General features: G+C 69.3%; 23 protein-coding genes and 1 pseudogene. 16 read left to right on the top strand and 8 right to left on the bottom strand.

What is annotated here, in order from left to right; translation table 11 throughout:
- Positions 1 to 136: 136 nt before the first annotated feature.
- A pseudogene (locus BRW65_RS26535) lies at positions 137 to 454 on the bottom strand (DUF732 domain-containing protein); the annotation flags it as partial.
- Between the two features lie 118 nt (positions 455 to 572).
- Positions 573 to 1,154 (bottom strand): TetR/AcrR family transcriptional regulator, encoded by a 582-nt coding sequence (locus tag BRW65_RS26530; protein WP_073879774.1) that lies wholly within the window; start codon positions 1,152 to 1,154, stop codon positions 573 to 575.
- Positions 1,155 to 1,243: 89 nt separating this feature from the next.
- Between BRW65_RS26530 and BRW65_RS26525 the strand changes: the two genes are divergently transcribed.
- Both BRW65_RS26525 and BRW65_RS26520 read left to right on the top strand, forming a co-directional pair.
- Complete coding sequence (locus BRW65_RS26525; protein ID WP_073879772.1) at positions 1,244 to 2,560, top strand: NADH:flavin oxidoreductase/NADH oxidase family protein; 1,317 nt, start codon at positions 1,244 to 1,246, stop codon at positions 2,558 to 2,560.
- On the top strand, positions 2,557 to 4,062 hold the full coding sequence (locus BRW65_RS26520) for a flavin-containing monooxygenase (RefSeq protein ID WP_073879770.1): 1,506 nt from the start codon (positions 2,557 to 2,559) through the stop codon (positions 4,060 to 4,062). Before BRW65_RS26525 ends, BRW65_RS26520 begins: the two co-directional genes overlap by 4 nt.
- Before the next feature lie 17 nt (positions 4,063 to 4,079).
- Here the strand turns inward: BRW65_RS26520 and tyrS are convergent, their stop codons facing one another.
- Positions 4,080 to 5,351: a tyrosine--tRNA ligase gene (gene tyrS / locus BRW65_RS26515; protein WP_073879768.1), complete on the bottom strand. Its 1,272-nt coding sequence runs from the start codon at positions 5,349 to 5,351 to the stop codon at positions 4,080 to 4,082.
- Between the two features lie 127 nt (positions 5,352 to 5,478).
- Here tyrS and BRW65_RS26510 point away from each other — a divergent pair, with 127 nt between their 5' ends.
- On the top strand, positions 5,479 to 6,369 hold the full coding sequence (locus tag BRW65_RS26510) for a bile acid:sodium symporter family protein (RefSeq protein ID WP_073879766.1): 891 nt from the start codon (positions 5,479 to 5,481) through the stop codon (positions 6,367 to 6,369).
- Between the two features lie 69 nt (positions 6,370 to 6,438).
- On the opposite strand, the gene BRW65_RS26505 is transcribed toward BRW65_RS26510, so the two are convergent.
- Positions 6,439 to 7,050 carry a DNA-3-methyladenine glycosylase gene (locus BRW65_RS26505; protein WP_073879764.1) on the bottom strand — a complete coding sequence of 204 codons (612 nt, stop codon included), beginning with the start codon at positions 7,048 to 7,050 and terminating at the stop codon, positions 6,439 to 6,441.
- 72 nt (positions 7,051 to 7,122) lie between these two features.
- Between BRW65_RS26505 and BRW65_RS26500 the strand changes: the two genes are divergently transcribed.
- From BRW65_RS26500 to BRW65_RS26485, 4 genes are read left to right on the top strand one after another with little or no spacing between them, the layout of a single operon-like run.
- Entirely contained in the window at positions 7,123 to 8,403 is a 1,281-nt protein-coding gene (locus tag BRW65_RS26500) for an ammonium transporter (RefSeq protein ID WP_073879762.1), read from the top strand.
- Between the two features lie 31 nt (positions 8,404 to 8,434).
- Positions 8,435 to 9,190: an ABC transporter ATP-binding protein gene (locus tag BRW65_RS26495; protein WP_073879760.1), complete on the top strand. Its 756-nt coding sequence runs from the start codon at positions 8,435 to 8,437 to the stop codon at positions 9,188 to 9,190.
- On the top strand, positions 9,124 to 9,942 hold the full coding sequence (locus BRW65_RS26490; protein ID WP_139273241.1) for an ABC transporter permease: 819 nt from the start codon (positions 9,124 to 9,126) through the stop codon (positions 9,940 to 9,942). Before BRW65_RS26495 ends, BRW65_RS26490 begins: the two co-directional genes overlap by 67 nt.
- The gene (locus tag BRW65_RS26485; RefSeq protein ID WP_073879788.1) at positions 9,942 to 10,565 is read left to right on the top strand and encodes a TetR/AcrR family transcriptional regulator; all 624 of its coding nucleotides are present in this window, start codon (positions 9,942 to 9,944) and stop codon (positions 10,563 to 10,565) included. The genes BRW65_RS26490 and BRW65_RS26485 overlap by 1 nt, the downstream gene beginning before the upstream one ends.
- Here the strand turns inward: BRW65_RS26485 and BRW65_RS26480 are convergent.
- The 3 genes from BRW65_RS26480 to BRW65_RS32050 all read right to left on the bottom strand — a co-directional run bounded on the left by BRW65_RS26480 (position 10,531) and on the right by BRW65_RS32050 (position 13,971).
- Entirely contained in the window at positions 10,531 to 10,743 is a 213-nt protein-coding gene (locus BRW65_RS26480) for a Trm112 family protein (RefSeq protein WP_068217817.1), read from the bottom strand. The two genes, BRW65_RS26485 and BRW65_RS26480, sit on opposite strands and share 35 nt — an antisense overlap.
- Positions 10,736 to 13,723, bottom strand: a complete 2,988-nt coding sequence (locus tag BRW65_RS26475) for an acyl-CoA synthetase (protein WP_073879786.1) — start codon at positions 13,721 to 13,723, stop codon at positions 10,736 to 10,738. The genes BRW65_RS26480 and BRW65_RS26475 overlap by 8 nt, the downstream gene beginning before the upstream one ends.
- 86 nt (positions 13,724 to 13,809) lie before the next feature.
- Positions 13,810 to 13,971 (bottom strand): hypothetical protein, encoded by a 162-nt coding sequence (locus tag BRW65_RS32050; protein WP_208611932.1) that lies wholly within the window; start codon positions 13,969 to 13,971, stop codon positions 13,810 to 13,812.
- A 109-nt stretch (positions 13,972 to 14,080) separates the two neighbouring features.
- Between BRW65_RS32050 and BRW65_RS26470 the strand changes: the two genes are divergently transcribed.
- Complete coding sequence (locus BRW65_RS26470) at positions 14,081 to 14,782, top strand: MspA family porin (protein WP_244168219.1); 702 nt, start codon at positions 14,081 to 14,083, stop codon at positions 14,780 to 14,782.
- Positions 14,783 to 14,789: 7 nt separating this feature from the next.
- On the opposite strand, the gene BRW65_RS26465 is transcribed toward BRW65_RS26470, so the two are convergent.
- A complete protein-coding gene (locus BRW65_RS26465) occupies positions 14,790 to 16,241 on the bottom strand; it encodes an HNH endonuclease signature motif containing protein (protein ID WP_084188004.1) in 1,452 nt (483 codons plus the stop codon).
- Positions 16,242 to 16,332: 91 nt separating this feature from the next.
- Here BRW65_RS26465 and BRW65_RS26460 point away from each other — a divergent pair, with 91 nt between their 5' ends.
- The 8 genes from BRW65_RS26460 (at position 16,333) to BRW65_RS26425 (ending at position 25,107) form a co-directional block, all read left to right on the top strand.
- Positions 16,333 to 16,677, top strand: a complete 345-nt coding sequence (locus BRW65_RS26460; protein ID WP_073879758.1) for a helix-turn-helix domain-containing protein — start codon at positions 16,333 to 16,335, stop codon at positions 16,675 to 16,677.
- Positions 16,678 to 16,715: 38 nt separating this feature from the next.
- Entirely contained in the window at positions 16,716 to 17,609 is an 894-nt protein-coding gene (locus BRW65_RS26455; RefSeq protein WP_139273239.1) for an integrase core domain-containing protein, read from the top strand.
- A gap of 645 nt (positions 17,610 to 18,254) precedes the next feature.
- Complete coding sequence (locus BRW65_RS26450) at positions 18,255 to 18,734, top strand: hypothetical protein (protein ID WP_073879753.1); 480 nt, start codon at positions 18,255 to 18,257, stop codon at positions 18,732 to 18,734.
- Between the two features lie 5 nt (positions 18,735 to 18,739).
- Complete coding sequence (locus tag BRW65_RS26445; protein ID WP_073879751.1) at positions 18,740 to 19,486, top strand: gluconate 2-dehydrogenase subunit 3 family protein; 747 nt, start codon at positions 18,740 to 18,742, stop codon at positions 19,484 to 19,486.
- Complete coding sequence (locus BRW65_RS26440) at positions 19,486 to 21,189, top strand: GMC family oxidoreductase (protein WP_073879749.1); 1,704 nt, start codon at positions 19,486 to 19,488, stop codon at positions 21,187 to 21,189. Before BRW65_RS26445 ends, BRW65_RS26440 begins: the two co-directional genes overlap by 1 nt.
- Entirely contained in the window at positions 21,182 to 22,975 is a 1,794-nt protein-coding gene (locus BRW65_RS26435; RefSeq protein WP_073879747.1) for a glycoside hydrolase family 15 protein, read from the top strand. The genes BRW65_RS26440 and BRW65_RS26435 overlap by 8 nt, the downstream gene beginning before the upstream one ends.
- A gap of 15 nt (positions 22,976 to 22,990) precedes the next feature.
- Positions 22,991 to 24,004, top strand: a complete 1,014-nt coding sequence (locus BRW65_RS26430; RefSeq protein WP_208611931.1) for an SDR family oxidoreductase — start codon at positions 22,991 to 22,993, stop codon at positions 24,002 to 24,004.
- Positions 23,977 to 25,107, top strand: a complete 1,131-nt coding sequence (locus BRW65_RS26425) for an enolase C-terminal domain-like protein (RefSeq protein WP_432206457.1) — start codon at positions 23,977 to 23,979, stop codon at positions 25,105 to 25,107. Before BRW65_RS26430 ends, BRW65_RS26425 begins: the two co-directional genes overlap by 28 nt.
- Positions 25,108 to 25,109: the final 2 nt, after the last annotated feature.

Below are 25,109 nucleotides of genomic sequence, written 5' to 3'. Positions count from 1 at the left end.
GCTGCCGACCACGATCATCTCGGCCTCTTTGGACATCTCGACCAGCGTGGGAACCGGGGGTGCACACCGCAGCTCGCTGCGGACGTCGATCTTGCGGTCCGTGGTGACGGCCTCCTCGGCGATCTTGGTGGCGAACAGCGACGGCGACGATGGTGAACAGGCCGGCCGACTCGTAGCCCAGCCCGCTGCGGTTCGACATCTCGGCGGCCACCGAGTCGAAGGACTGCCCGGGCATGACCAGCATCGGGCACACCGACTCGCCCAGCGCCAGGGCGCTGGCCGGATGGGGATAGGTGATGCCGGCGTTGCTGAGCGCCATCAGGAAGGCATTCCCGCGCATGTCGGCGCGGACCGGCGCGGCCAGCGGCGCCGCCAGGCCCGCCACACAGGCGCCCACTCCGACGAGACGCAGCAGGGCCCACTCCACACGCCTCAGGGATGTCACCGTGACCACCCTGGCCAATGCGGGTCACAGCCGCAACACGGTGCGGTAAAGATTTGCGCATCCAGGCGTTTTGCGGGTGCGTTCCTGAGACCTTTTCGATCCCCACGACGGGGACCGGCTGGCAGCCTTAATCGCCGCCGGACGCTCCGAGCATCGCGTTGATGGCAGCGCGCACGCGAGCCGACACTTCAGCGGGATCGGAGGAATCAAGCTTGCCGTCCAGATGCAGGAAGGCCAAGCCATGGACAAGCGCCCAGACAGCGGTCGACATCGCGTGTTCGTCGACGTCGGGAAAAATCCGTCGCACGATCGCTCCCAGATACTCGGAGATCACCGCCGCTGCCGCCACCCGTTCGCGGCCCTGATCGCAGGGCTCGCCGAACATCGCTCGAAACAGCGCCGGCCGATCCAACGCGAACCGCACATAGGCGACCGCGACGTCCGCGAGGTCATCCGGCGATGCCGGCGCGCGCTGGGCCGAGTTCAAGAGGGCGGCAAGTTCGCGATAGCCGACCGCCGCGACCGCGGACAACAGAGCCTCGCGGTTGGCGTAATGGCGATACGGGGCCCCGGGGGACACGCCGGCGCGCCTTGCCACGGCACGCAGTGATAGCTCCGTCGCCCCACCTTCTTCAAGCAGCTCCATCGCGGCGCGCAGGCACGCCGCCGGTAGATCGCCGTGGTGGTAGGGCGCGGTCGAGGTTGACATAGCTCACTTTCACTCATGTTGACACTGCTCACATTGCCACCGTACTGTAAGCGGCGTTCACATCATATCCGATCGAGAGGCTCCTCACGATGTCGACCGAACTGTTTTCGCCGTTGACTCTGCGCAACGGCCTGACACTGGGCAACCGGATCGCCAAGGCGGCGATGGAAGAAAACATGGCGGACTCCGGGCAGCTGCCCGGAGAACGATTGTTTTCGCTATACCGGCGTTGGGGAACCGGCGGTGCCGGGCTGTTGATCACCGGCAACGTGATGGTCCACGCCCAGGCACTGACGGGCCCCGCAGGCGTCGTTCTCGACGATGCGGCGCCACTGGAGCCGTTCCGGCAGTGGGCCGCGGCCGGCAAGGCCGGCGGTTCCGCGATGTGGATGCAGATCAATCACCCCGGCCGCCAGGTGCAGGCCGACATGCCCGGGGTTACGTGGGCGCCCTCGGCGATCGGGGTTGACGCGGGTAAGCACAGCAAGCGTTTCGGCCAGCCGATCGCGATGACGCCCGAACAGATCGCGGCCACCGTCGAACGATTCACGGTCGCGGCCGTTCGTGCCGAACAAGCCGGATTCGACGGCGTGGAAGTGCACGCGGCGCATGGATACCTTCTTTCGCAATTCCTCTCTCCGCTGAGCAACCGCCGAACCGATGAGTGGGGTGGCTCGCTGCACAATCGGGCCCGGATGCTGGTGGACGTGGTGCGGTCGGTCCGCTCGGCGGTGTCACCGTCGTTCGCGGTCGGGGTGAAATTGAACTCGGCCGATTTCCAGCGCGGGGGTTTCGACGCCGACGACGCGCGCCAGGTGATCGGCATGCTCGAGCCCCTCGGTGTTGACCTTGTCGAGCTGTCCGGCGGCAGCTACGAAAGCCCGGCGATGACGGGGCGCCCCGCTGATGCACGCACACAAGCGCGGGAGGCGTACTTCCTGGAATTGGCCGCCGCATTGGCTGAGACCAGCCCCTTGCCGCTGATGCTCACGGGTGGGATAACCCATCGGGAGACCGCCGAGACAGCGCTCGACCACGGAGTGTCGGTGGTCGGCATGGCCACGGCGCTGGCGGTAACCCCTGACCTTCCGAACCGCTGGCGCGCGGGCAGGCAAGCGCGCGGCCAGCTCCGCCGAGTGAACTGGACGGATAAGACGCTTGCGTCGGCAGCCAGCATGGCGCTCGTCCGCCACCAGCTGCGGCGCATCGCCCGCGGCCGGCAACCCGCGCTAGGCACCCGCCCCGCATACGCCATGGTTTGCGACCAACTGCACCGACGCCGCGCGCTGCGCCGCTACCGCTCCTGGCTGGCGACCTTTCCGCCAAGCCCACGCGCGGCAAGCCAGCCGATCCTGAGTGCGAGCGGTGCCGCTCCGGCGAGCGAGATCGGCGTGTCGAAGCCATGACCAACGCACTCAATCGCAACGGGGCTCGCGTGGTGCGAGTCGCGATCATCGGATCAGGATTCGCCGGCCTCGGCGCGGCCATCCGGCTGCGCCAAGCCGGCATCGACGACATCGTCGTCCTCGAGCGCGCCGGCGCCGTGGGCGGCGTGTGGCGGGACAACGCTTACCCGGGCGCGGCGTGCGACGTCGAAAGCTACCTGTACTCCTTCTCCTTCGCCCCCAACGCACGATGGCAGCACATGTTCTCTCCGCAGCCCGAGATCTTCGGTTACCTGCAGCGGGTGGCCGACGACTTCGGGCTGACGCCCCACATCCGCCTGAACTGCCCCGTCGAGGAAGCCCGCTGGGACGCTTCAGCCGCGCGCTGGCGGTTGACGACGCGACAGGGCGCGATCGAGGCCGAGCACATGGTGGTCGCCACCGGCGCCCTCGCGGATCCGGCCATGCCCCGCCTGCCTGGCATCGACCACTTCGCGGGAAAGGTGTTCCACTCCTCTCGTTGGGACCATTCGTTCGACCTGCGCGGCAAGCGGGTGGCCGCGATCGGCACGGGCGCCTCGGCGATCCAGTTCGTCCCCGCGATCCAGCCCCACGTCGCACAACTCACGTTGTTTCAGCGCAGCGCACCCTGGGTCATGCCGCGGCACGACCGCGCCATCGGCCCAACCGAACAGCGCCTGCTCGAGAAGGTGCCCGGACTGCACTGGCTTTACCGGGCCCGGATCTACGCCCGACGCGAGCTGAACGTGCTCGCCTTCCGGCATCCCGCCCTGATGAAGTCGGCCGAGCGGACCTCCCTCAAGCACCTGCGCGCCCAGGTGTCGGACCCGGATCTGCGGGCCAAGCTGACGCCGACATACCGCCTCGGCTGCAAGCGCGTCCTGATCTCCAACGACTACTGGCGCTCGCTTGACCAGCCGAATGCCGACGTCGTCACGAGCGGCATCCGTGAGGTCACCCGCTCCGGGATCGTCGACAATGACGGGACACTGCACGAAGTCGACGCCATCATCTTCGGTACCGGCTTCAAGACCGACCACCTGCCGCTGACCGACCGCATCTATGGCGCGGACGGCGCCAGCATGGCGCAGTCCTGGGGCCGGAGCCCACGCGCTCACCTGGGCACGATGGTCGCCGGCTACCCCAACGTCTACCTCATGCACGGACCCAACATCGGCTTGGCCCATACCTCGGTGATCCACATGCTGGAGTCCCAAATCGAGGTCGTGATCGACGCGATCCGGTACGCCGCCCACCGCGGCGCCGCAACCATCGAGCCGACGGTGCAGGCCCAGGCGCGGTTCGTGGAGGCGGTGGACCAACTCACCGAAGGCAGCGTTTGGACCGCGGGCGGCTGCGACAACTGGTACCGCGATGCCACCGGCCGCAACAGTCACTTATGGCCGAGCGCGACGTTCGACTTTCGCAGGCGCACTCGCCAGTTCAGGCCCGAGGACTACGTCGTACACCCCGCCCGTCCCCGCGCCGATTTGTTGTCGTGAAGCGACAACCGCGCGGCCTACGCGGTTACTCGTTCGACCCCGGCGACGTTGCGCTTGCCGCGGCGCAGCACCAGCCACCGGCCGTGCAGGAAGTCGGCGGGCCGCGGGGCCCATTCGTCGCTCTCGATCCGGGCGTTGTTGACCGAGACGCCGCCCTCGCCGATCGTGCGGCGCGCGGCCTTGCGGCTGTCGGACAGTCCGGTGGCCACCAGCAGGTCGACGATGGAGTCGGGGGCGCCGGGTTCGAGCTCGGCGACCGAGGTCTCGCGCAGCGCGGCGGCCAAGGTCGGTTCGTCGAGCCGGTCCAGTTCGCCCTGCCCGAACAGCGCCCGGCTGGCATGCTCGACGGCCTCGGTCGCCGCCTCCCCGTGCACCAACACGGTCAGCTCGTGGGCCAGCCGCCGCTGCGCGGCGCGCTGCTGCGGGCGCTCTTGGGTGGCCTTTTCCAGCTCGGCCAGCTCGTCGGCCGACAGGAAGGTGAACCACCGCAGGTAGCGGATCACGTCGGCGTCGGCGGTGTTGAAGAAGTACTGGTACCAGGCGTACGGCGGGGTCATCGCGGGGTCCAGCCACAGACTGCCGCCGCCGGTGGACTTGCCGAACTTGGTGCCGTCGGCCGCCGTCACCAGCGGGACGGTGAGCGCGTGCACCGTCGCGCCCAGCTTCTGGCGGACCAACCGGACCCCGGCGATGATGTTGCCCCACTGATCGGATCCGCCGATCTGCAACGTGCAGCCGTAGCGGCGGTGCAATTCGACGTAGTCGTTGGCCTGCAACAGCATGTAGCTGAACTCGGTGTAGGAGATGCCGTCGCCCTCCAGCCGGCGCCGGACGGTGTCGCGGTCCAGCATGACGTTGACCGAAAAGTGCTTGCCCAGGTCGCGCAGGAACTCGATGGCCGAGAGCGGGGCCGTCCAGTCCAGGTTGTTGACGACGACCGCGCCCGTCGGGGACTCGTCGAAATCGACGAAGCGCTCCAGCTGCCCGCGGATGCGCTCGGTCCATTCGGCGACGGTGTCCGCCTCGTTGAGGGTGCGCTCCCCGACGTCGCGCGGGTCGCCGATCATGCCGGTGGCCCCGCCGGCGAGCACGATCGGACGGTGGCCGGCGCGCTGAAAACGGCGCAACGCCAGCAGCGGCACCAGGTGGCCCGCGTGCAGGCTGGGGGCCGTGGGGTCGAAGCCGGCGTACACCGTCAGCGGTCGATCCTCGGCGGCCAGCGCGTCGAGGTCGGTGGACTGCGCGATCAGGCCGCGCCAGCTCAGCTCGTCAAAGATCCCGGAAGACATCGCCAGCGACTTTAGTCGCTCCCGGGGCCGCGATTCGCCCTCGCGCCGCCCGATAAGGCAAGCTCATGCGCGGCGCTGCGTCGCACCAGAGCCTTCGGCGACAAGTGCACCGACAACGCGGAGCGTCATGGACAGCCCATTCTGGCCGTTGGTCGTCGTGGTCGTGATGTTTGCCCTCGGGCTGACGCTCACGGTCGACGACTTCAAACGGGCCGCCACGCTGCGCAAGCCTTTGGTGGTTGCCCTGATCTGTCAGTCGCTGTTGCTCCCGGCCCTGTGCCTGGTCATCGCCGAGGCCTTCCGTCTCGAACCCCACCTGGCGGTCGGGCTCATGCTGATGGCCGCCACCCCCGGCGGGACGATGTCCAGCATCCTCAGCCACCTGTTCAACGGCGACCTGGCGCTCAACCTGACGCTGACCGCGATCAACGCCGTGCTGTCCATCGTCGCGTTGCCCGCGATCCTGGCGGTGTCGATGACCTGGTTTCTGGGCGGGGGGCGGTTCCTGCCGCTCCAGGCGGACAAGTTCTTCACGGTCTTCGGAATGGTGCTCGTCCCCATCGCGGTCGGGGTCGCCTTCCGGCACCGCTTCCCGGGGCTGGTCCGGCGCCTGCAGAAACCGGTCCGGATACTGGCCATTGCGCTGCTGGTCGTCGCCGTGCTGGGTGCCATCGCCGGGGGGCGAACGACGCTGTGGCACAACATCGGCGCGCTGACGGGGGCCGTCGTCGCGTTCTGCGCCGTCAGCCTGACGGTGGGCTACCTGGCGCCACGCCTGATGCGGCTGGCTCCGCGGCAGGCCGTGGCGGTCAGCCTGGAGGTCGGCATGCACAACGCCGTGGTGGCGATGGGCATCGCGCTGAGCCCGCAACTGCTGAACAGCGCCGAAATGGCCACGCCGGCCGCGGTATACAGCGCCGTCGCGCCCCTGCTGGCCGTGACGTTCGTCTTCCTCGCGCGCCGCGCGGACCCCGGCTTTCGCGTGGTCACCCACCCGGCCGAGCCGGCGCGCGCTTAGCCGGCCGAGCGTGGGGGTTACGCACGGATCCGGCCGAATTCTGGTGCATATCACCCACAGTCGCCGGGTCTAGTCGCTGGTTCCCGGGGCCGGCGCCCGCGGACTGCGCCGGTAGGCCGAGACTTCCGGGCGGCCCGTGAGCCACAACCGCCAGGGCCGGTCGGCGGCCTGGCTGACGCCGACGCGGGGACCGGACACGGCGGTCAGCGGCTCGTTGAGTTCCAGGGTCACCGGGCTGTCGGCGTCGAAGAGGTCGATCCCGTTGTCCTCCATGGTGATTCCCAGGGCCGAACACAGGTTGCCCGGCCCCCGGGCGAGGGCGGCCGCGCGGACCAGCTCGCCGCGGCGGGCGCGCGCGACGTCGGCGCCGTCCTCGAGCGCGGCGGCCCGCAGCAAGACGGCCGCGGCCGTGCCGTCCGGACCGCAGGAGACGTTGGCGCAGACGTGGATTCCGTGGCTGCGATAGGTGTAGAGCCGGCCAGGGGGTCCGAACATCACCGCGTTGCGCCCACTGATGCCGCGGTAGGAGTGGGCCGCCGCGTCCGGCCACGGGCCGTCCGGCACGCCGCCGTACGCCTCGACCTCGACGACGACGGCCCTGACGTCGCGGCCGGTGAGGGTGGCGCCGAGGAGCCGATGCGCGGCCGCCACGGGGTCGACTAACAGCTGGCTTGCGGCCACCCACCGAACCTACCGGCGGCGCCACCATGGCAATATCCCGGTGTCTTGCGACCCAGTGAAGGAGCGCGCGTCATGCATCCGATCGACCCCGCCGCCACCGCGTGGCTGCTGGCCAGCACCGCACTCGTGCTGTTGATGACCCCCGGTCTGGCGATCTTCTACGGCGGGATGGTCCGCACCACCGGGGTGCTGAACATGATCATGATGAGCTTCATCTCCATTCCGCTCGTCACGGTGGCGTGGCTGCTGGTCGGCTACACGATCGCGTTCTCCGAAGACGGCGCGAGCGGGTTCCTGGGCAACCTGCGCCACGTCGGGATGCTCGGGATCACCCCGGACACCACCCGCGGGACGGTTCCCGAACTGCTGTTCGCCACCTTCGAGGTGACGTTCGCGATCATCACGGCCGCGCTGGTCAGCGGCGCGATCGCCGACCGCGCCAAGTTCGCGGCCTGGATGGTGTTCGTGCCGGTGTGGGCGGTCGTCGTGTATTCGGTTGTCGCGCATTGGGTCTGGGGACCCGGCGGCTGGCTGGCCAAGCTGGGGGTGCTCGACTACGCGGGCGGCCTCGTCGTGGAGATCGTGTCCGGTTCCTCCGCGCTGGCGCTGGCGCTGGTGCTCGGCCCGCGCATCGGCTTCAAGAAGGACGCCATGCGGCCGCACAACCTGCCGCTGGTGCTGCTCGGCGTCGGCCTGTTGTGGTTCGGCTGGTTCGGGTTCAACGCCGGTTCCGCCCTGGCCGCCAACGGGACCGCCGCGGCCATCTTCCTCAACACGCTCGTCGCCGGCTGCCTCGGCATGCTCGGCTGGCTTTCGGTCGAGCAGATCCGCGACGGCAGGCCGACGACGTTCGGCGCGGCGTCGGGTGTGGTCGCCGGGCTGGTCGCCATCACGCCGTCGTGCGGAACCGTCAACACGCTGGGCGCGGCGGTCGTCGGCCTCGCGGCCGGGGTGGTGTGCTCGTTCGCGGTCAGCGCGAAATTCCGCTTCAACTATGACGATTCGCTCGACGTGGTCGGTGTGCATTTCGTCGGCGGCGTCGTCGGGGTGTCGTTGATCGGGTTGCTTGCCACGGCGGTCATGACGGCGGGCCCGCGGGGCCTGTTGTTCGGGGGCGGCTTCACCCAGCTGGGCAAGCAACTGCTCGCGATCGTCGTGGTCGCGCTGTACGCGTTCACGGTGTCGTTCGTGCTCGCCAAGGTGATCGACCGTGTGATGGGCTTCCGGCTCAGCCCGGAGGACGAGACGACCGGCGTCGACCTCACCCAGCACGCCGAGACCGCCTATGCCGAGGGCGTGCACGGGCACCTGCCGCTGCGCCGCCCCGGACTGGACGAGCGCCTCAACCCTTGACATCTCCTCGCCGGAGGACGATATTCATCACATGATGACTTCATCACGTGATGAATTAATCGCGACCCCGGCCGTCCGCATCGAACACCTGCGGGCCGTCCGCGGAAAACGCCCCGCCCTGCACGACTTCTCGGTGCAGATCGGGCGGGGCAGCATCACGGGCCTGCTCGGCCCCTCCGGTTGCGGCAAGACCACCCTGATGCGCTGCATCGTCGGCACCCAGATCGTCACCTCGGGGACGGTCGAGGTGCTCGGCCACCCGGCCGGGTCGGCGGCGCTGCACCGCCGGGTGGGCTACCTTCCCCAGGACCCGACGATCTACAACGACCTGCGGGTCGTCGACAACGTCCGTTACTTCGCCGCCCTGTACGGTTTCGACCACCATTCCGCCGACGCCGCGATCGAGCGGGTCGGGCTGACCGACCACCGGACCGCCCTCTGCGGCAACCTTTCCGGCGGGCAGCGCACCCGGGTGTCGCTGGCCTGCGCGCTGGTCTGCCGGCCCGATTTGCTCGTCCTCGACGAGCCCACGGTCGGCCTCGACCCCGTGCTGCGCGCCGATCTCTGGGAGCAGTTCACCGACCTCGCCCGCGCCGGAACCACGCTGCTGGTCTCCAGCCACGTCATGGACGAGGCCGACCACTGCGGCGACCTGCTGCTGATGCGCGACGGTCACCTGCTTGCCCACACCACCCCGGCCCGACTACGAGAGGACACCGGATGCCCGTCACTGGAGGACGCGTTTCTGTCCATCATCAAGCGCAGCACCATGCGCCAGGCCGGCTAGGACTCAAGGGCTACACCGCCACCACGACGCGGATCCTGCGCCAACTGGCGGCCGACCACCGCAGCGTCGCCATGATCCTGTTCGTGCCGATCTTGGTGATCACGTTGATGTATTACATGTTTCAGAACGCGCCGCACCGCCCCGGCACCCCGGCGCCGTTCAACAACGCCTGCCTGATCCTGCTGGGACTGTTCCCGCTGTTCGTCATGTTCATCATCACGGCCATCACCATGCAGCGTGAACGGGCCTCCGGGACGCTGGAGCGCATCCTGACCACTCCCCTGCGCCGGTTCGACCTGCTGATCGCCTACGGCACCGCCTTCTCGGTGGCCGCCGCGGCGCAGGCGGTGCTGGCATGCATCGTGTCGTTCTGGTTGCTCGGCTTCGACACCGCAGGCAGCCCGGCGTGGGTGTTCGCGATCGCGATCGTCAACGCCGTCCTCGGCGTGGGCCTGGGCCTACTGTGTAGCGCCTTCGCGCGCACCGAGTTTCAGGCGGTGCAGTTCATCCCGCTAGTGATGGTGCCCCAGCTGCTGCTGGCCGGCATCATCGTGCCGCGGGCGTTGATGCCGCACTGGCTGCAGTGGGTCAGCAACGTGATGCCGGCCAGCTACGCGCTGGAGGCGCTGCAGCAGGTGGGCGCCCACCCACAGCTGACCTACGTCGCGGTGCGCGACATCGTCGTCGTGCTGGGGTTCGCGCTCGCGGCGCTGTGCCTGGCGGCCGCGACGCTGCGGCGGCGGACCCCGTAGTGGCGTCCGTCGAGGCCGGGCGCAGGCGGCGCGGACGCCCGGCCGGCAGCTCCGACAGCCGCGAGCGGATCCTGGCCAGCGCCCGAGAGTTGTTTGCGCGGAACGGTATTCGCGACACCTCGATACGCGCGGTGGCGGCGGCGGCCGGGGTAGATTCCGCCCTGGTGCACCATTACTTCGGCACCAAGGAAAAGCTCTTCGCGGCCGCCGTGCACATCCCGATCGACCCGATGCAGGTGATCGGCCGGCTGCGCGAGGTGCCCGTCGAGGAACTCGGCCACACGCTGCCGTCGATGTTGTTGCCGCTGTGGGATTCCGAGGTCGGCACCGCGTTCGTCGCGGCCCTGCGCTCCATCCTTGCCGGCACGGAGGTCAACCTGTTCCGCTCGTTCATCCAGGACGTGATCGGGGTGGAAATCGGCCCGCGCGTGGACAATCCGCCCGGCAGCGGATTGATCCGCGTCCAATTCGTCGCCTCGCAACTGGTGGGCGTGGTGATGGCGCGCTACGTCCTGCAGCTGGAGCCGTTCGCGTCGCTGCCGGCGGAGCAGGTCGCCCGGACCGTCGCCCCGAACCTGCAGCGCTACCTCACCGGGGATCTGCCGGACGGCCTCGTGCCATGAGCCGGGCGTGCTCGTCGTCGTCGACGTCGCGGGCCTCGTCGACGAGCAGCACCGGGATGCCGTCCTCGATGCGATAGGCGCGCCGCAGCCGCGGGTTGTACAGCTCATCGTCGATGAGCAGCAACGGGCCCCGGTCGGCCGGGCAGACCAGGATGCTCAGCAGTGAATCGTCAACCATCGGAACGCCCGCTCAACTCGGACCGCACGGTGGGGGTCAGCTTGCGGAAGAAGTTGCCGTCGGCATCGAAGTACCACACCTGACGGCCCGGCTTGGGAATTCCCGCCGCGCGCAGGGCGCTGACCGTGGGGCGGTACGTCGCACTCAAGGTCAACTCCGGGCAGACCTGGACGATGTCGGGCCCCACCCCGATCGGGATCCTGGCGACGGCATCCGTCAGGTCGGCCGCGGTGATGCTGGCCCCGGGAAGCAGCGTCACCGCCGATACCGCGATTTCCCGGTCGCCCACCGGCACGTTGTAGGTCACCGCCAGATCGACACCGTTGATGCAGCCCAGCAGGTTCGTGACCGGCTCGTCGAACACCAGGCCGCGCGCGGTGTGGACCACCGAGCCGCGGCGGCCCGCCAGCCAGAAGTCCCCGTCGTCGTCGCGGTAGAACAGGTACTCGGTGGAGATCCAGGTGTCGCCGGCGGCGAAGACTCCGCGTTTGACCGACGCCGTCGGATCGATCGGGCCGTTGGACGCGGCGAGCAGCACCCCGACCTGTTTCGGTTCGGCGACCTGGACGAAGCCGCGCTCGTTCTCCAGGATCAGGTCGTGCTCGGGGTCGTAGGCGGCCAGCTCGATGCGGCCCGCGCCGGGCAGCGGACGGCCCTTGCTGCCGATCTTGGCGCCGGACACGTTGGCCAGCACCGCTTGTCCGTCGGTGGTGGCGAAGAATTCGACGACGTGCGCGGGCGCGAACGCGTCGACGACCCGTTCCCACAGGCCGGTCGGCATGCCGGACCCGATGAACAGCCGGACGGGGTGGTTGCCGTGCAGCACGAACGCGGGATCGTCGACGATCTCGCGGAGCATGGCCCAGGTGTAGGACACCACGGTGACGCCGTACTGCCGCACCTCCTGGACGAACCGGTCGCGGTCCAGGCCGCGGGACAGCGCGATGCGGGTGCCGCCGACCACCGCGCCGCCCAGGCTCACCAGCAACGCCGACTCGTGGTGCAGCGGGGTCAGGCAGTACACGGTGTCCCGGCGGTCCAGGGCGGCCGTCGAGGCCGTCCCGAAGGCCGACACCGCCCAGCGGAAGTTGGTGATCTGCTTGGCCACCAGCTCGCCACCGGCCGCGCTGAACGCGATGAACGCCAAGTCGCGGGCCAATCCCGGGTTGGGCCGGTACCACCCGGGCAGCTGGACGGCGTCCGGGTCGATCTTCTCCATGTCGATGACATCGCTGTCGTCGGGCAGGTGCAGATCGCGCGACTCGCCGCCGCCGAGCACCAGCACCTGCCGGAGACCTTGGCGGTCCGCCGCCAGCACCGCCTCGAGATTGGTGGGGTCGGTCAGCAGCTCGGTCACCCCGCCGAGCCGGACCGATGCGGCCAGGTCGGCATCCGGTCGCATCACGACCGCGGTCGCGCCCAGCCGGGACAGGGCGGCGATGGCCACCAGCGCGCTGGGTCGCGTCTCCATCAGGACGCCCACCCGGTCGCCCTGCCGGACGCCGACCTCGATCAGCCCGCGGACGACGTTGTTGATGCGCCGGTTGACGGCCTCGTAGGTGTGCACCCGCCCGTCGAACAGCAGGAATTCGCCCTGGGGGGCGTCGTGCGCCTGTTCGTCGATGATGCGGCCCAGCGAGATGCGGGTGTGGTCGTTGATCTGGCCCAGGCGGACCAGGCGCGGCAGCGTGCGGGCCGTTTCGACGGCCAGGGTGCGCATCGATTTGTTCGCCGCGACCACCGTGTTCGCCGCGCCGCGGACCATGCCCAGCGCCGCCTCGGACACTTCCCCGAGGCCGTGCGTGATCCGGGAGCTCAGCGCGACCCCGCTGTCGCTGTGCTCCGCGGGCTGGTCGGCCATCAGGTCGATGCCCGTCGGCTTGTCGCCGCCGGTGGACAGCCACTTGACCCACTCGGCGACGGTCGGCCAACTCTGTTGCGCCGCTTTCGACCCCACCACCAAGCCGAAATGGCCTGTGCGGATGGTGGATTCGTAGACTTCGGCGTCGGGTGCCGCCCGCCGGATGCCGCGCACCGAGGCCGGCTGCCCGATGTCGTCCACCTCGCCGACGAAGGCCAGCACCGGGCAGGTGATGTCGGTGAGCGTGACCATCTGGCCGTTGACGGCGAAGCCGCCGGTCATCATCCGGTTGTGGGCGATGAATTGCTTGAGCAGTTCCGAGATCGCGGGACCCGACCAGGCGATCCAGCCTTCGCGCTCGAGGAACCGGCGCTGCTGTTCGCGCGGCAGGAGCGCCTCACGGTCGTGCAGCTGGCGGACGAAATCGACGCGCGCCTTGGCGGTCTTGAGCGGATCGAGCATCTGAAAGCCGGTGCGCGCCATCCAGCTGGGGATGGCCAACCGGCTGAAGACGTGGTCCGCCATGAAATTGGCGGCGGGCGCGGCGAAGTTTGCCGGGATGCCCATCGGCAGGGCGGCCAGGGTGTCCACCGGCGAACCGAAGGTGACGATGCTGGCCAGGCTCTTCGACCGCCGGTAGGCGGCGACCTGATAGCACCACATGCCGCCCTGCGAATAGCCGACCAGGTGGATGTCGCTGCCGGTGACGTCCTTGACGGTGTCGATGGCCTGACTGAGCGCGACGATGTGGTCGGCCAGCGTGCGGCGCATGCCGCCTTCGACCTTGTCGGGCTCGCCGAAGTCGATCACCCAGGGGTCCAACCCGTTGGCGTGCAGGATGCCCACCGCGCCCTCCTCGCGCGTGACGTCCCACATGTTGGCCGACATCATCATCGGGTGGACCATCAGCACCGGCGGGCCCACCGGCGGCTTCTCGCGCCGGCTGTCCGGTGGGAAATAACGCCGGAGCTTGTACATCGGTACGCTCTCGACGATTTGCGACGGCGATGGGACGCTACCTGTTTCCAAGCCGCCCAGCCGGACGACCTCCAGCCCGTTCTGCGCCGTAGCGATCAGGCGCTCGACCGGTCGCGTGACAATCGACAAGTTGAGATCCACGGCCGCTCCCTTGTGTCTTGACAGCTCCGACATCATGGCACATCGCCGGGCTCAGCGGTCCTGGCCAGGCGGTTTGCTCCGGGGGCTCAATCGTTGCGGTCGGGCAGGTCGATTTTGGACCTGAGCATCGCCCAGCACCGCAGTCGTCTCAGCATTGCGGCCGTTGCTTTCAGCCAGACGAGGCGGCCCCGGCGAACAGTCGGCGAGCGCGCAGACGGGTTCTCATCGCCGCCCTTCACACCGGTCATCGCCCGAGTTCGGACCGATGTTCCATAACGGTCACGAACGCACAACGACTTCGGCCGGTCGGCCAGCAAATTTCTGGGCCGGAATCGGCCCGCGCATACGGTATCGCTCGTGTGGCCGGTAGCCGTCATCGTCCGTCGCGCTGCGATTCTCTCGTTGTGCGTCGTCACATCAGTGGTTTCGGCACCGCCGACGGCCGCCGATCCCGACGCCGAAAACGCCGCGGCCACCGCCGGGGCACCGGACGACGGGCGGGTGCCGTCATCGGACCCGGTGACCTTCACGACGCCCGAAGGCTGGACCCTGACACTTGCGGCCAAGGACGAGTCGCAAGCCCCCATAGCGCCGTTGACCACCGCGGTCTCGTCTCGCGAATACCTCGCCCGCGGAACGTTTTTCGGCTCGCTGGACGGGCTCGAACAGCCTCGCGGGGTGCTCGACGTGGGTTACGAGATCGGCTGCGGAATCGACATGAGCACGTCCAACGGTGTCACCATCGCGGGCAGCGCCGGCGTCAGCCCGGGCCTCGGCATCGCGGGCCTGGGGGCCGGTACGCCAGTGGCCGTCCCGCTGATCACCACACCGCTGAACGGCGTGGTCACCGTCGGCCTCAAGCCCGGCGTCGTAATTGTCGTACCGGTGGCCAAGAAAGACTTCAAGGGCCCCAATCCCCGGGTCATCGTCACGGGCTTCCACGTCAAGATCGACGGCTGCGTCGGCCAGTCGTTCATCCGGTCCTACGCGACCCTGACTCAGGTGACGGACGAATCCGACGTGGTCCTGTCCTACGTGGGCGTCACCAAATCCGTCTGACCCGCGACTAGAAGGGTGGCGGGTCGTCGTCGGGGGGCGCGGGGCCGGCGGATGACGAGCTGGTTGGCACCGCGGGTTGGGCGGCCAGCCGGGCTCGGCGGTTGCGGTGGCGTTCGGTGGCGATGCGCTGGGCCCGGTTCTGGGCGCGGGTGCGGGTGCGCAGCGGCATCATCGCGGTGCGCTCGCCGCACCGCTCGACGGGTGTGGGGGCTGGGACGTCGCCGGTGGGCGCGCACAGGCTGGGGAACAGCAGCGCGCTGCCCGGGGTGGTGACGTAGGTGTGCCCGTCGGGCAGCCGCCAGACCAGGGTGCCGTCGGGCAACTGTTCGTCCCGCCACCCCCAAAACGTCTTCAGCAAATGATGTTGGCGGCAAAGGGCTTTCAGGTTCGACGGATGCGTCGCACCGCCCTCGGAGTACGGGATCGTGTGGTCGATGTCGCAGTCGACGGCCGGGCGATCACAGCCCGGCGCCCGACACGTCAGATCCCGGCACCGCACGAAGTCGGCCAGCCGCCTCGACGGGGTGTAGCGCGGCTCGGCCTGGCCCGGCACGTCCAACGGCACCAGCTTGGCCGAACGGGCCAACTCGGCGATCACCTCGGCCGGCAGGAGTCCTTCGAAACCGGGCAGGACGCCCGGGACCGTGCCGTGGCCGGCGACCGCGGCCTGCTCGGCGACCACGTGAATCACCACGGCGCTCGGGGTGCGCTCGGCGGCGGCGCACTCGGGCGTTCCGCATTGACACCGCAACCGGTCCGCCCCGGCGGCCAGCGCCCCGAGCGCATCGGCACGCCGCTGCCGCGGGTTGCGCGGGTCGGCGTCACAGACGCCGCGCGCCAGCTCGTCGAGCCGCCGATCCAGGGCATGCCCGTCGGCGCCGAACATGCTGCCCGTCAGCCACGCCATCCCCGACTCGTTGGCCTGCACATCCACGAACCGATCGCTGGCCGCCTCCTTGGCCCGGCGCACCGCATCGGCATCCACCAGCGCCACCACGCGATCCACCGCCGCGCTCAACCCGCCGCGGGTCAGCGACGGGCGCCGCGACAGCAACGCCGCGAGCCGGGCATCCACCCGCGCCAACACCTCGGCGTCGGTGATCAAGTCGGTGCGGAACACGATCGTCTGGAACGCGCGATAGTCGAAATCGCCGGCCTGGAAGGCCTTGCCGACCTGCGGCAGGCGCTCGCGCATTGCCACCGCGTACCGAAGGTAGCTATGCGCCATCGCCACACTGCAGCCCAGCGCCGCACCGACCTGCCCGGCAACCGCCTCCCACGCGTCGGCCGCCCAGTCCGCCCGCTCCCCCGAGTCCCGGCAGCGCAACACCAACAGCTCGCCGACCGCCACCAACCGGTCGGCGGCGGCCCGCGCCTCCGCACGGCCCGCCTCACGCATCCGATCCAGCAGCGCCGACGATTCCGGCGTCGACCGCGACGCTAGCGAGTACTCGAACATGTGTTCGATTATACGACCATCCACTGACTCAAACTTTTTGGCAGGGTCGCAAAGTGTGGATAACTGCGGCCGGAGTTGAAAGGTTGAGCAGATGGTTCGGTCGCGACGGACGAAGATTCCGGCTGAGGAGAAAACCCGGCTGGTGGTGGCAGTCTTGGCCAACGAGATGACGTGTGCTGAGGCAGCACGCCGGTGTGGGGTCGCCACGGTCACCGTCACCAAGTGGAAGCACCAGTTCCTGGAGGCCGGCGCTGAGCGGCTCGAGGAGGTTCCTGGTGGGCCGGCAGGCAAGCTGGGCAATCCCGAGCAGCGGCGGCTGCGGATGGAAAACGAGCAACTCAAGCTGGCGCTGGCCGAAGCCACGGTGCAGTTGCGGATTTGGCAGCGCGGTGCAGCTTTCGCCGATCAGGTCCCTTCGTCGACCTCGAAGCCCTAAGAGAAGCAGCGGGTCTGCCGGTTTCGAGGTTCTGCGTTTTGGCCGGCATCCCCGAACGCACCTACCGACGATGGTTGGCGCCGCTGCGTCACGGTGCCCCGATCAAAGGGCCGTGGCCGGCGCCGACAGTCGACCGCATCGAGGCGGTGGCCGCCAAGTACGCCGAAGCCTGGCCGGCGTGGGGGTATCGCAAGATCGCCGCGTTGATGCGTGCCGATGGCCACGACGTCACCAATTCCTCGGTGGCCCGAGCCTTACGGCGGCGCGGACTGCTTCTGCCGCAAGGCTTTCGGGCGGATCGCAAGTCCTGGGCTGTGTTGCGCCGCAAAGTGTTCCAGGATCCGCCCACCGAACGTAACCGGGTCTGGCAGACCCACTTTTCTGAATTTGAAACCACTACCGGCGGTATCTGGCGCATCTGCGCGGTCATCGACTACGCCACCAAATACTGCCTGGCCGTCACCGTCACCCCTACCGGCCGAGGTGCTGATGCCCTGCGCTGTCTGCAGCTGGCCATCACCGAAGCCCAACGCATCCTGGACCTGGCCGACTTACGCGACGACCGCGGCCTCATGGACATCGTCGATGCCGCCGAAACCGTCATCGGCCACGCCCCTGCCCCCATTGCCCTGGTCTCTGATAACGGTCCCTGCTTTCGCGGCCAAACCTTTCAGATCGCCTTCACCGGCGACGACCCCCTGCTGCGCCACGTGCGCACCCGCATCAAATCACCACAAACCAACGGCGTCATCGAACGGTTCTTCGGCACCCTAAAATACGAGCACCTCTACCGCGGCTACATCGGCGACGGCGACGCCCTCGACATGGAAGTCCACCGCTTCCGCATCATCTACAACACCATCCGATCAGCCCTCGCCGACCACACCCCCAAACAGGCCTACCTCACCAGCAAAAACCTGCCATCTTCTTGACTCAAGACAACCGGCCACCGACGCTCAACAGGTCCTCGTCGTCAGCGCCGCAGACAAAGTCATCGTCACCGACCTGCAGGGCGAAGTCCTCATCGAACACACCCGACCCGCACCTGGCATCAGATACGTCGGCAACGGCCGACCCCGCGGCCCCCGCCGCCCCAACCCCGAGAAACCGTCACCAAACTCCTGACACACCAACCGTCACTGAAGCCCTGATGCAGAACTGTCACTGATGTCCTGAGACATCACAGCCGACGTGGTTGAGAGACGTCACGGACGGCCGCCGGGGCTCGCAAGAAACCCCGACGGGCGGCCAACCCGACACCGATCGAACTGTTTACACCGGCGGGAATCGGGTACGCACCGGATGCGCTTCGGTCACGACGCGCTGTCGGGACCACCTCGGTTGAAACACGCAGCTGGGCGCTTGCCAGTTCTTTGGGCGGCCGTCGCGAGGGTTCATCGCGCCGGCTGGCCGAGCGTGTTTCGTTTCAGGAATGAGGTGACGCGTGGGCAAGACGGCGGCAGGCACTCTCCGCGCGCGGCTACCCGCTCCCGCCTATGCCTCGCACTACATCCCCGCATATCCGGATCAGCCCGCGCAGCCGATCGGCTGACTCAAATGGCGAGGAAAGGAACCCAATGTTGTTGTTAAGCAATGGCGGTCGACGCACGGGCGAGGCCGAACACATCGCCGAGCGCGCGTTGTACGACGTCGCGCACGGTCGCTTCGAACGCTCGCTGTCCGGGCTGACGGCCGTCGCGGCCGTCGTCACGACGGCGGAAATCTATTTCGAGCACTACAAGGCCAGCTTCGGCAACAAGTGGATGTGGAGTCCGATCGTGGTGACACCGCCGGTGGTGGTCGCAGGAATAGGCGGGGTGTTCTCGCGGCGCTGGGCGAAACTCTGGCTGCCGATCACCGCGGGTGTCTACACCGCCAACGGCCTGATGGGCGAATACCTGCACGCCCGCGGGGTCGCCCGCAAGCCCGGCGGGTGGAGGAACGCGTCCTACAACGTGCCCATGGGTCCGCCGGTCGCGGCGCCGGGGCTGATGTGCATGGTCGGGGCGATGGGACTGCTGGCCTCGATCCTGCGGCGCGAGCGGTTCCGGGGCTGAGCGCGATGGCCGACACCTCACGCCCGGACCACCTGCCCAACCTGCGCGCGGATCGCAAACCCCCGCACCCGTCCTGGCTGCCCAAGCAACGCCGCGGCGTCACACCCCAAATGATCGGCCGCTACCCGGATTTCGACGTGCTGGAGACGGCCGATACGTGGGACGAGGCCACCAAGAGGGTGGTGCTGGCCCGGCTGGAACCGCCCGGCCCGCTGCGCTTCTTCACCGCGGAAGAGGAGCCGTGCCTGCGCGCATTCTGCGACACGGTGCTGGCGCAGGACCGCGAGCCGCGCGTGCCGGTCCCCGAGTCCGTCGACTCCAAGCTGGCCGACGGGCGGTTCGACGGCTACCAGTATGCCGACCTGCCCGACGACCGCGACACCTGGCGGCTGGTGCTGCGCGCGCTCGACGAGACCGCGTCCCGCCGCCACGGGCGGGCATCGTTCGCCGACGCCGACCCTGACACCCGCGAAGAGATCATCGACCAGTTCGCCCGCGGCGCGCTGGACGACGGGACCTGGGAGCGCCTGAACGTCAAACGCGCCTGGTCGGTGTGCATGCGAATGGCGTTGGCCGGCTTCTACTCCCACCCCTGGGCGTGGAACGAGATCGGCTTCGGCGGCCCGGCCTACCCGCGCGGGTTCATGCGCCTCGGCGGTGCCACCGGACCCGCCGCCGTCCGCGAGCCGTTCGAGACCCGGGGCGCCACGCACGAGGACCCGGTGCAAGTGGTCGAGCGGGGTGAGGTGTGATGGGCGACCGCCTCCGCGGCCTCCTGAGGGGAGCGATCGGGCCGAAGGACAACGAATCGCGGTTCCTGCTCGATGTGCATTCGCGCGACCTGCCCGGCGAAAAGACGATGAAGCGGTACCGCGACGACGAGGAGGTCGACCTGGTGGTCGTCGGTGCGGGCGCCGGCGGGTCGGTGCTGGCGCAACGGCTGGCGCGTGCCGGCTGGCGGGTGGTGATCCTCGAGGCGGGCCCGTTCTGGCACCCGGACGAGGACTGGGTCTCCGACGAGGCGGGTGCGCATTCCCTGTACTGGACCCAGAAGCGGATCATCGGCGGCGAGGACCCAATCGAGTTGGGCAAGAACAACTCCGGGCGTGGGGTGGGCGGCTCGATGGTCCACTACGCCGGCTACACCCCGCGGTTTCATCCCAGCGACTTTCACACCTACACCCTCGACGGGGTCGGGGCGGACTGGCCGATCCGATACGAGGACATCCGCCGCCACTACGAGCGCGTCGAGCTCGAGTTGCCGGTCGCCGGGCAGAACTGGCCGTGGGGCTACCCTCACCGTTACTCCTTCTCACCACACCCGATTTCGGGCGCCGCCGCCAAGCTCTGGCGGGGGGCGATGCAGCTCGGCATCGAGATGAGGGTGGGCCCGGTCGGCATCGTCAACGGCACTTTCGGCAACCGCCCGCACTGCATCTACCGCGGCTACTGCCTGCAGGGCTGCAAGGTGGCGGCCAAAGCCAGCCCGTTCGTCACCCACCTGCCCGATGCGCTGGCCCATGCGGTGGAGATCCGCGCCAACTGCATGGCCGCCCGCGTCGAGCTCAACGAGACCGGCGCAGCCCGCGGGGTGGTCTACTACGACGAGGCGGGTGGCGCCGAACGGCTGCAGCGGGCCAAGGCCGTCGCGATCGCCGGGTATTCCATCGAAACGCCGCGCCTGCTGCTGAACTCGGCGAACGAACGCTTCCCGAACGGATTGGGTAACAACGAGGACCAGGTCGGCCGCTATGTGATGGTGCAGGGCGCCACGCAGTCGGCCGGGCGGTGGTCCGAAGAGGTCCGGATGTACAAGGCCCCGCCCCCCGAGGTGTCCTCGGAGCAGTTCTACGAGACGGACCCGTCGCGCGGCTTCGCCCGCGGCTTCTCCATCCAGACCGTCTCGCCGCTGCCCATCGGGTGGGCCGAACACGTACTCGCGGAAGGGCATTGGGGCCGCGCTATGCGGGAGTACATGCGCGACTACAACCACTGGGCGACCATCGGCGTGCTCAACGAGTTGTTGCCGATGCCGGAAAACCGGGTCACCCTCGCCGAAGAGCGGGACCCGTATGGCCTCCCGGTGGCCCGGTTCGACTACACACTGTGCGACAACGACAAGGCCAACATGGCTTACTCCACGGCGGTGATCGGCGACATCCTGCACGCCGCCGGCGCCCAGGACGTGCTCACCATCCAGCGGTTCGCCCACCTGATCGGCGGCGCGCGGATGGGCACCCGTCCGGACAACTCGGTGGTGGATTCCGATCACCGGGTGTGGGGCGTGCCGAACCTGTTCCTGGCGGACGGCTCGGTGTGTCCGACGCAGGGCTCGGCGAACCCGGCGCTGACGATCATGGCGCTGGCCTCCCGGCTCGCCGATCGGATGGCGACCGGAAGGATCGGCACCGACCTCGCGGTGAGGCGACCGGCGGAGGCGGGGGTCCGTGGCTGACCGCACGATCGACGTCGAGGCGACCTTCTCGCCGCGGGTGTTGCGCGAGTACGCGCTGCTGGCCGACGGCGAGCGCGGTGCCCTGATCGGGCCGCAGGGCGACGTCGCGTGGATGTGCGCGCCGCGGTGGCACTCCGATGCGGTGTTCTCGAACCTCATCGGGGGCGGCGGGACGTACGCGATCACCCCGACCGACGTGCGGCACGTCTGGGGCGGCTACTACGAGCCGGGCAGCCTGATCTGGCGCAATCGCTGGATCACCCGCGACGGCATCGTGGAATGCCGTGAGGCCCTTGCCTTCCCGGGCGACTCCGACCGGGTGGTGATGCTGCGCCGCTTGATCGGCTGCCGCGGCACCGCGCGCGTGCGGGTGCTGCTGCAGCCGAGTGCCGCGTTCGGCCGCCGCGGCGCCGGCGAGCCGAGCGTCGACGACGGGGTGTGCAGCGCAAAGTCGGGACCCTTGCGCTGGCGCTGGCTCGGCGGCTGCGATGTGCGTTCGGTCAAGGCTGCGCGCGGCCGCGGCGAGTTGCTCACGTGCGAGATCACCGTCGACGAGGGCGGTCAACACGACTTCGTGCTGGAGCTCTCCGAGCGGGCGCTGCCCGACCGGCCGCCCGACCCCGACATCGCCTGGGACGCAACGGAGGCCGCTTGGCATCGCAGCGCTCCGGAGCTGAAGTGCAGCATCGCCCCCCGCGACGCGCGCCACTCCTACGCCGTGCTGCGCGGGCTGACCAGCAGCGGCGGCGGCATGGTCGCCGCCGCGACGATGAGCCTGCCCGAACGCGCGCACACCAACCAGAACTACGACTACCGCTACGCGTGGATCCGCGACCAGGCCTACGCCGGCATCGCCGCCGCGACGGTCGGAGCGCACGAATTACTGGACCGCGCGGTGGAATTCATCGGCGCCCGGCTGCTCGAGCACGGGCCCGACCTCTGGCCGGCCTACACCGTCACCGGCGACAGCGTGCCCGGTGAAGAAGACCTCGACCTGCCCGGCTATCCGGGGGGCACCGACAAAGTCGGCAACCGGGTCAACCAGCAATTCCAGCTCGACGTCCTCGGCGAGGCGCTGCAGCTGCTGGCCCGGGCCGGCAACGCCGGCCGGCTCGAGGCCCAGGGCTGGCGCGCCGCCCAGACCGCCATCGGCGCGATCGAAAAGCGCTGGCGCGAACCGGATGCGGGGATCTGGGAGATCGACGATGAGCACTGGACCCAGTCCCGCCTGGCGTGTGTTGCCGGGCTGCGGGCCATCGCCAAGGTGGCCGGCGGCGGCCACGAGGTGGCCGCCTGCGCGTCGCTGGCGGACGCGATCCTGGCCGACACCGCCGCCAGCAGCCTGCACCCGCAGGGCGGCTACTGGCAGCGCAGCCCACGACTGCCTGGCGTCGACGCGTCGCTGCTGCTGCCGCCCGTGCGCGGGGCCGTGCCCGCCGACGACCCGCGCACCCGGGCCACGCTGGACGCCGTCCGCGACCAGCTGAGCGACGACGGGTTCGTCTACCGCTTCCGGCACGACGAGCGGGACCTCGGCGACGCCGAGGGCGCCTTCCTGCTCTGCGGCTTCATGATGGCGCTCGCCGAACACCAACTGGGACACGATCATTGCGCAGTGCGCTGGTTCGAGCGCAACCGTGCCGCCTGCGGACCTCCGGGATTGTTCTGCGAGGAGTACGACGTCCGGCAGCGCCAGCTGCGCGGCAATCTTCCCCAGGCTTTCGCGCACGCGCTGCTGCTCGAATGCACGTCCACCCTCGCCGACGACGGCGTCCACCACGGCTGAAAGGAGATTTCGGCGATGACACCGACCCCGAAAACGATTGTGATCACCGGGGCCAGCGCCGGCATCGGCCGGGCCACCGCCCAGTTGTTCGGGCAGCGCGGGGCGAACGTGGCCCTGCTCGCCCGCGGCGCCGCCGGGATGGACGGCGCCGTGCGCGACGTCGAAGCCGGCGGCGGCAAGGCGCTGGCCATCCCCACCGACGTCGCCGATCACGCGGCCGTCGTCGCCGCCGCCGACGAGGCCGAGGCCGCCTTCGGCCCCATCGACGTTTGGGTCAACGTCGCCTTCACTTCCGTGTTCGCACCGTTCAGCGAGATCAGCGCCGAGGAATTCAAGCGCGTCACCGACGTGTCGTACCTGGGGTACGTGCACGGGACCATGGCGGCGCTGGCCAAAATGCGGCCGCGGGACCGCGGCACCGTCGTCCAGGTCGGGTCCGCGCTGAGCCAGCGGTCCATCCCCCTGCAGTCGGCGTACTGCGGCGCCAAGCACGCCATCAACGGGTTCACCGAATCGGTACGCTGCGAACTGCTGCACGAGCGCTCGAAGGTTCGGGTGACCGTGGTACAGATGCCCGCGGTCAACACCCCCCAGTTCTCCTGGGTGCTGTCGCGGCTGCCCCGCCACCCCCAGCCGGTGCCCCCGATCTACCAGCCCGAGGTCGCTGCCCGCGGCGTCCTCTATGCGGCGGATCATCCTGAGCGCAAACAGTATTGGGTCGGCGACTCCACCATGGTGACCCTGCTGGCACAGAAGTTCATCGCACCACTGCTGGACCGCTACCTGGGCCGCACCGGGTACGACTCGCAGCAGACCGACGAGCGCGTGGACGCGGGGCGGCCCCACAACCTCTGGCACCCGCTCGACCAGGAGCCAGGCAGCGACCGCGGCGCCCACGGCGGGTTCCACGACAAGTCCCACTCCATGAGCCCGCAACTGTGGGCGTCGCAGCACCCGGTGGTCAGCGGCACCGGGGCGCTCGGCGCGGCCGGGGTGGGCGCGTGGCTCGCGCGCCGGTGGGCACGGTGAGCGTCGACGCACCCGTCGACGACGTCGCCGCGCAGGTCTACGAAGTCCCCACCGACGCGCCGGAGGCCGACGGCACGCTGCCGTGGTCGTCGACGACGCTGGTGCTGGCCGAGGTCACGGCCGGCGGGCGGCGCGGGATCGGCTACACGTACGCCGACGGCGCCTGTGCGGCGTTGATCAACGGCGCGCTCGCCGGCACGCTCACCGGACACAGCGCCCTGGACATCACCGGCGGGTGGCAGGCGATGGTCGGGGCCATGCGCAACAACGGGCGGCCCGGGTTGGTGTCGTGCGCGATCTCGGCGATCGACACCGCCCTGTGGGACCTCAAGGGCAAGCTGCTCGGCCTGCCGGTCTGCCGGCTGCTCGGCATGGCACACGAATCGGTGCCGATCTACGGCAGCGGCGGCTTCACCACGTACGACGAGCGGCGGACCCGCGCCCAACTGGAACGCTGGGTGGGTGAGTGGAAGATTCCGCGTGTCAAGATCAAGATCGGCGAGTCCTGGGGCTCCGACGAGCGCCGCGACCTGGAGCGAATCACCCTGTCGCGCAGCGTGATAGGGCCCGACGCGGAACTCTACGTCGACGCCAACGGCGCCTACCGCCGCAAGCAGGCGATCCGGATCGCCAACGCGACCGCCGACCAGGACGTCACGTGGTTCGAGGAGCCCGTCTCCTCCGACGACCTCGCCGGGCTGCGGGAGGTGCGCGACCAGGTGGCCCCGGACGTCACCGCCGGCGAGTACGGCTACGACCTGGCCTACTTCAACCGGATGCTCGCCGCCCAGGCGGTCGATTGCCTGCAGATCGACGTCACCCGCTGCGGGGGCATCACCGACTGGCTGCGGGCCGCGGCGGTTGCCGCCGCCTACAACGTCGACGTGTCCGGGCACTGCGCCCCCAACCTGCACGCCCACGTGGCGACGGCCATCCCCAATTTGCGGCACCTCGAGTACTTCCACGACCACCATCGCATCGAACACATGCTGTTCGACGGCGCGCTGCCCCCCAATGGCGGCGCGTTGCGACCGGACCAACACCGGCCCGGGCTGGGACTCGAGTTCAAACACGCCGACGCGGAGCCGTACCGGAAAGCCTGATC

It is taken from the genome of Mycobacterium paraffinicum, assembly GCF_001907675.1.
GTDB lineage: Bacteria > Actinomycetota > Actinomycetes > Mycobacteriales > Mycobacteriaceae > Mycobacterium > Mycobacterium paraffinicum_A.
This window is presented reverse-complemented; position numbering and strand designations above follow the sequence as displayed.

Coding starts and splice junctions, on each gene's coding strand:
- BRW65_RS26530 (WP_073879774.1), bottom strand. CDS start 1,154: ATGTCAACCTCGACCGCGCCCTACCACCACGGCGATCTACCGGCGGCG.
- BRW65_RS26525 (WP_073879772.1), top strand. CDS start 1,244: ATGTCGACCGAACTGTTTTCGCCGTTGACTCTGCGCAACGGCCTGACA.
- BRW65_RS26520 (WP_073879770.1), top strand. CDS start 2,557: ATGACCAACGCACTCAATCGCAACGGGGCTCGCGTGGTGCGAGTCGCG.
- tyrS (WP_073879768.1), bottom strand. CDS start 5,351: ATGTCTTCCGGGATCTTTGACGAGCTGAGCTGGCGCGGCCTGATCGCG.
- BRW65_RS26510 (WP_073879766.1), top strand. CDS start 5,479: ATGGACAGCCCATTCTGGCCGTTGGTCGTCGTGGTCGTGATGTTTGCC.
- BRW65_RS26500 (WP_073879762.1), top strand. CDS start 7,123: ATGCATCCGATCGACCCCGCCGCCACCGCGTGGCTGCTGGCCAGCACC.
- BRW65_RS26495 (WP_073879760.1), top strand. CDS start 8,435: ATGATGACTTCATCACGTGATGAATTAATCGCGACCCCGGCCGTCCGC.
- BRW65_RS26490 (WP_139273241.1), top strand. CDS start 9,124: ATGCCCGTCACTGGAGGACGCGTTTCTGTCCATCATCAAGCGCAGCAC.
- BRW65_RS26480 (WP_068217817.1), bottom strand. CDS start 10,743: ATGGTTGACGATTCACTGCTGAGCATCCTGGTCTGCCCGGCCGACCGG.
- BRW65_RS32050 (WP_208611932.1), bottom strand. CDS start 13,971: ATGACCGGTGTGAAGGGCGGCGATGAGAACCCGTCTGCGCGCTCGCCG.
- BRW65_RS26465 (WP_084188004.1), bottom strand. CDS start 16,241: ATGTTCGAGTACTCGCTAGCGTCGCGGTCGACGCCGGAATCGTCGGCG.
- BRW65_RS26460 (WP_073879758.1), top strand. CDS start 16,333: ATGGTTCGGTCGCGACGGACGAAGATTCCGGCTGAGGAGAAAACCCGG.
- BRW65_RS26450 (WP_073879753.1), top strand. CDS start 18,255: ATGTTGTTGTTAAGCAATGGCGGTCGACGCACGGGCGAGGCCGAACAC.
- BRW65_RS26445 (WP_073879751.1), top strand. CDS start 18,740: ATGGCCGACACCTCACGCCCGGACCACCTGCCCAACCTGCGCGCGGAT.
- BRW65_RS26440 (WP_073879749.1), top strand. CDS start 19,486: ATGGGCGACCGCCTCCGCGGCCTCCTGAGGGGAGCGATCGGGCCGAAG.
- BRW65_RS26430 (WP_208611931.1), top strand. CDS start 22,991: ATGACACCGACCCCGAAAACGATTGTGATCACCGGGGCCAGCGCCGGC.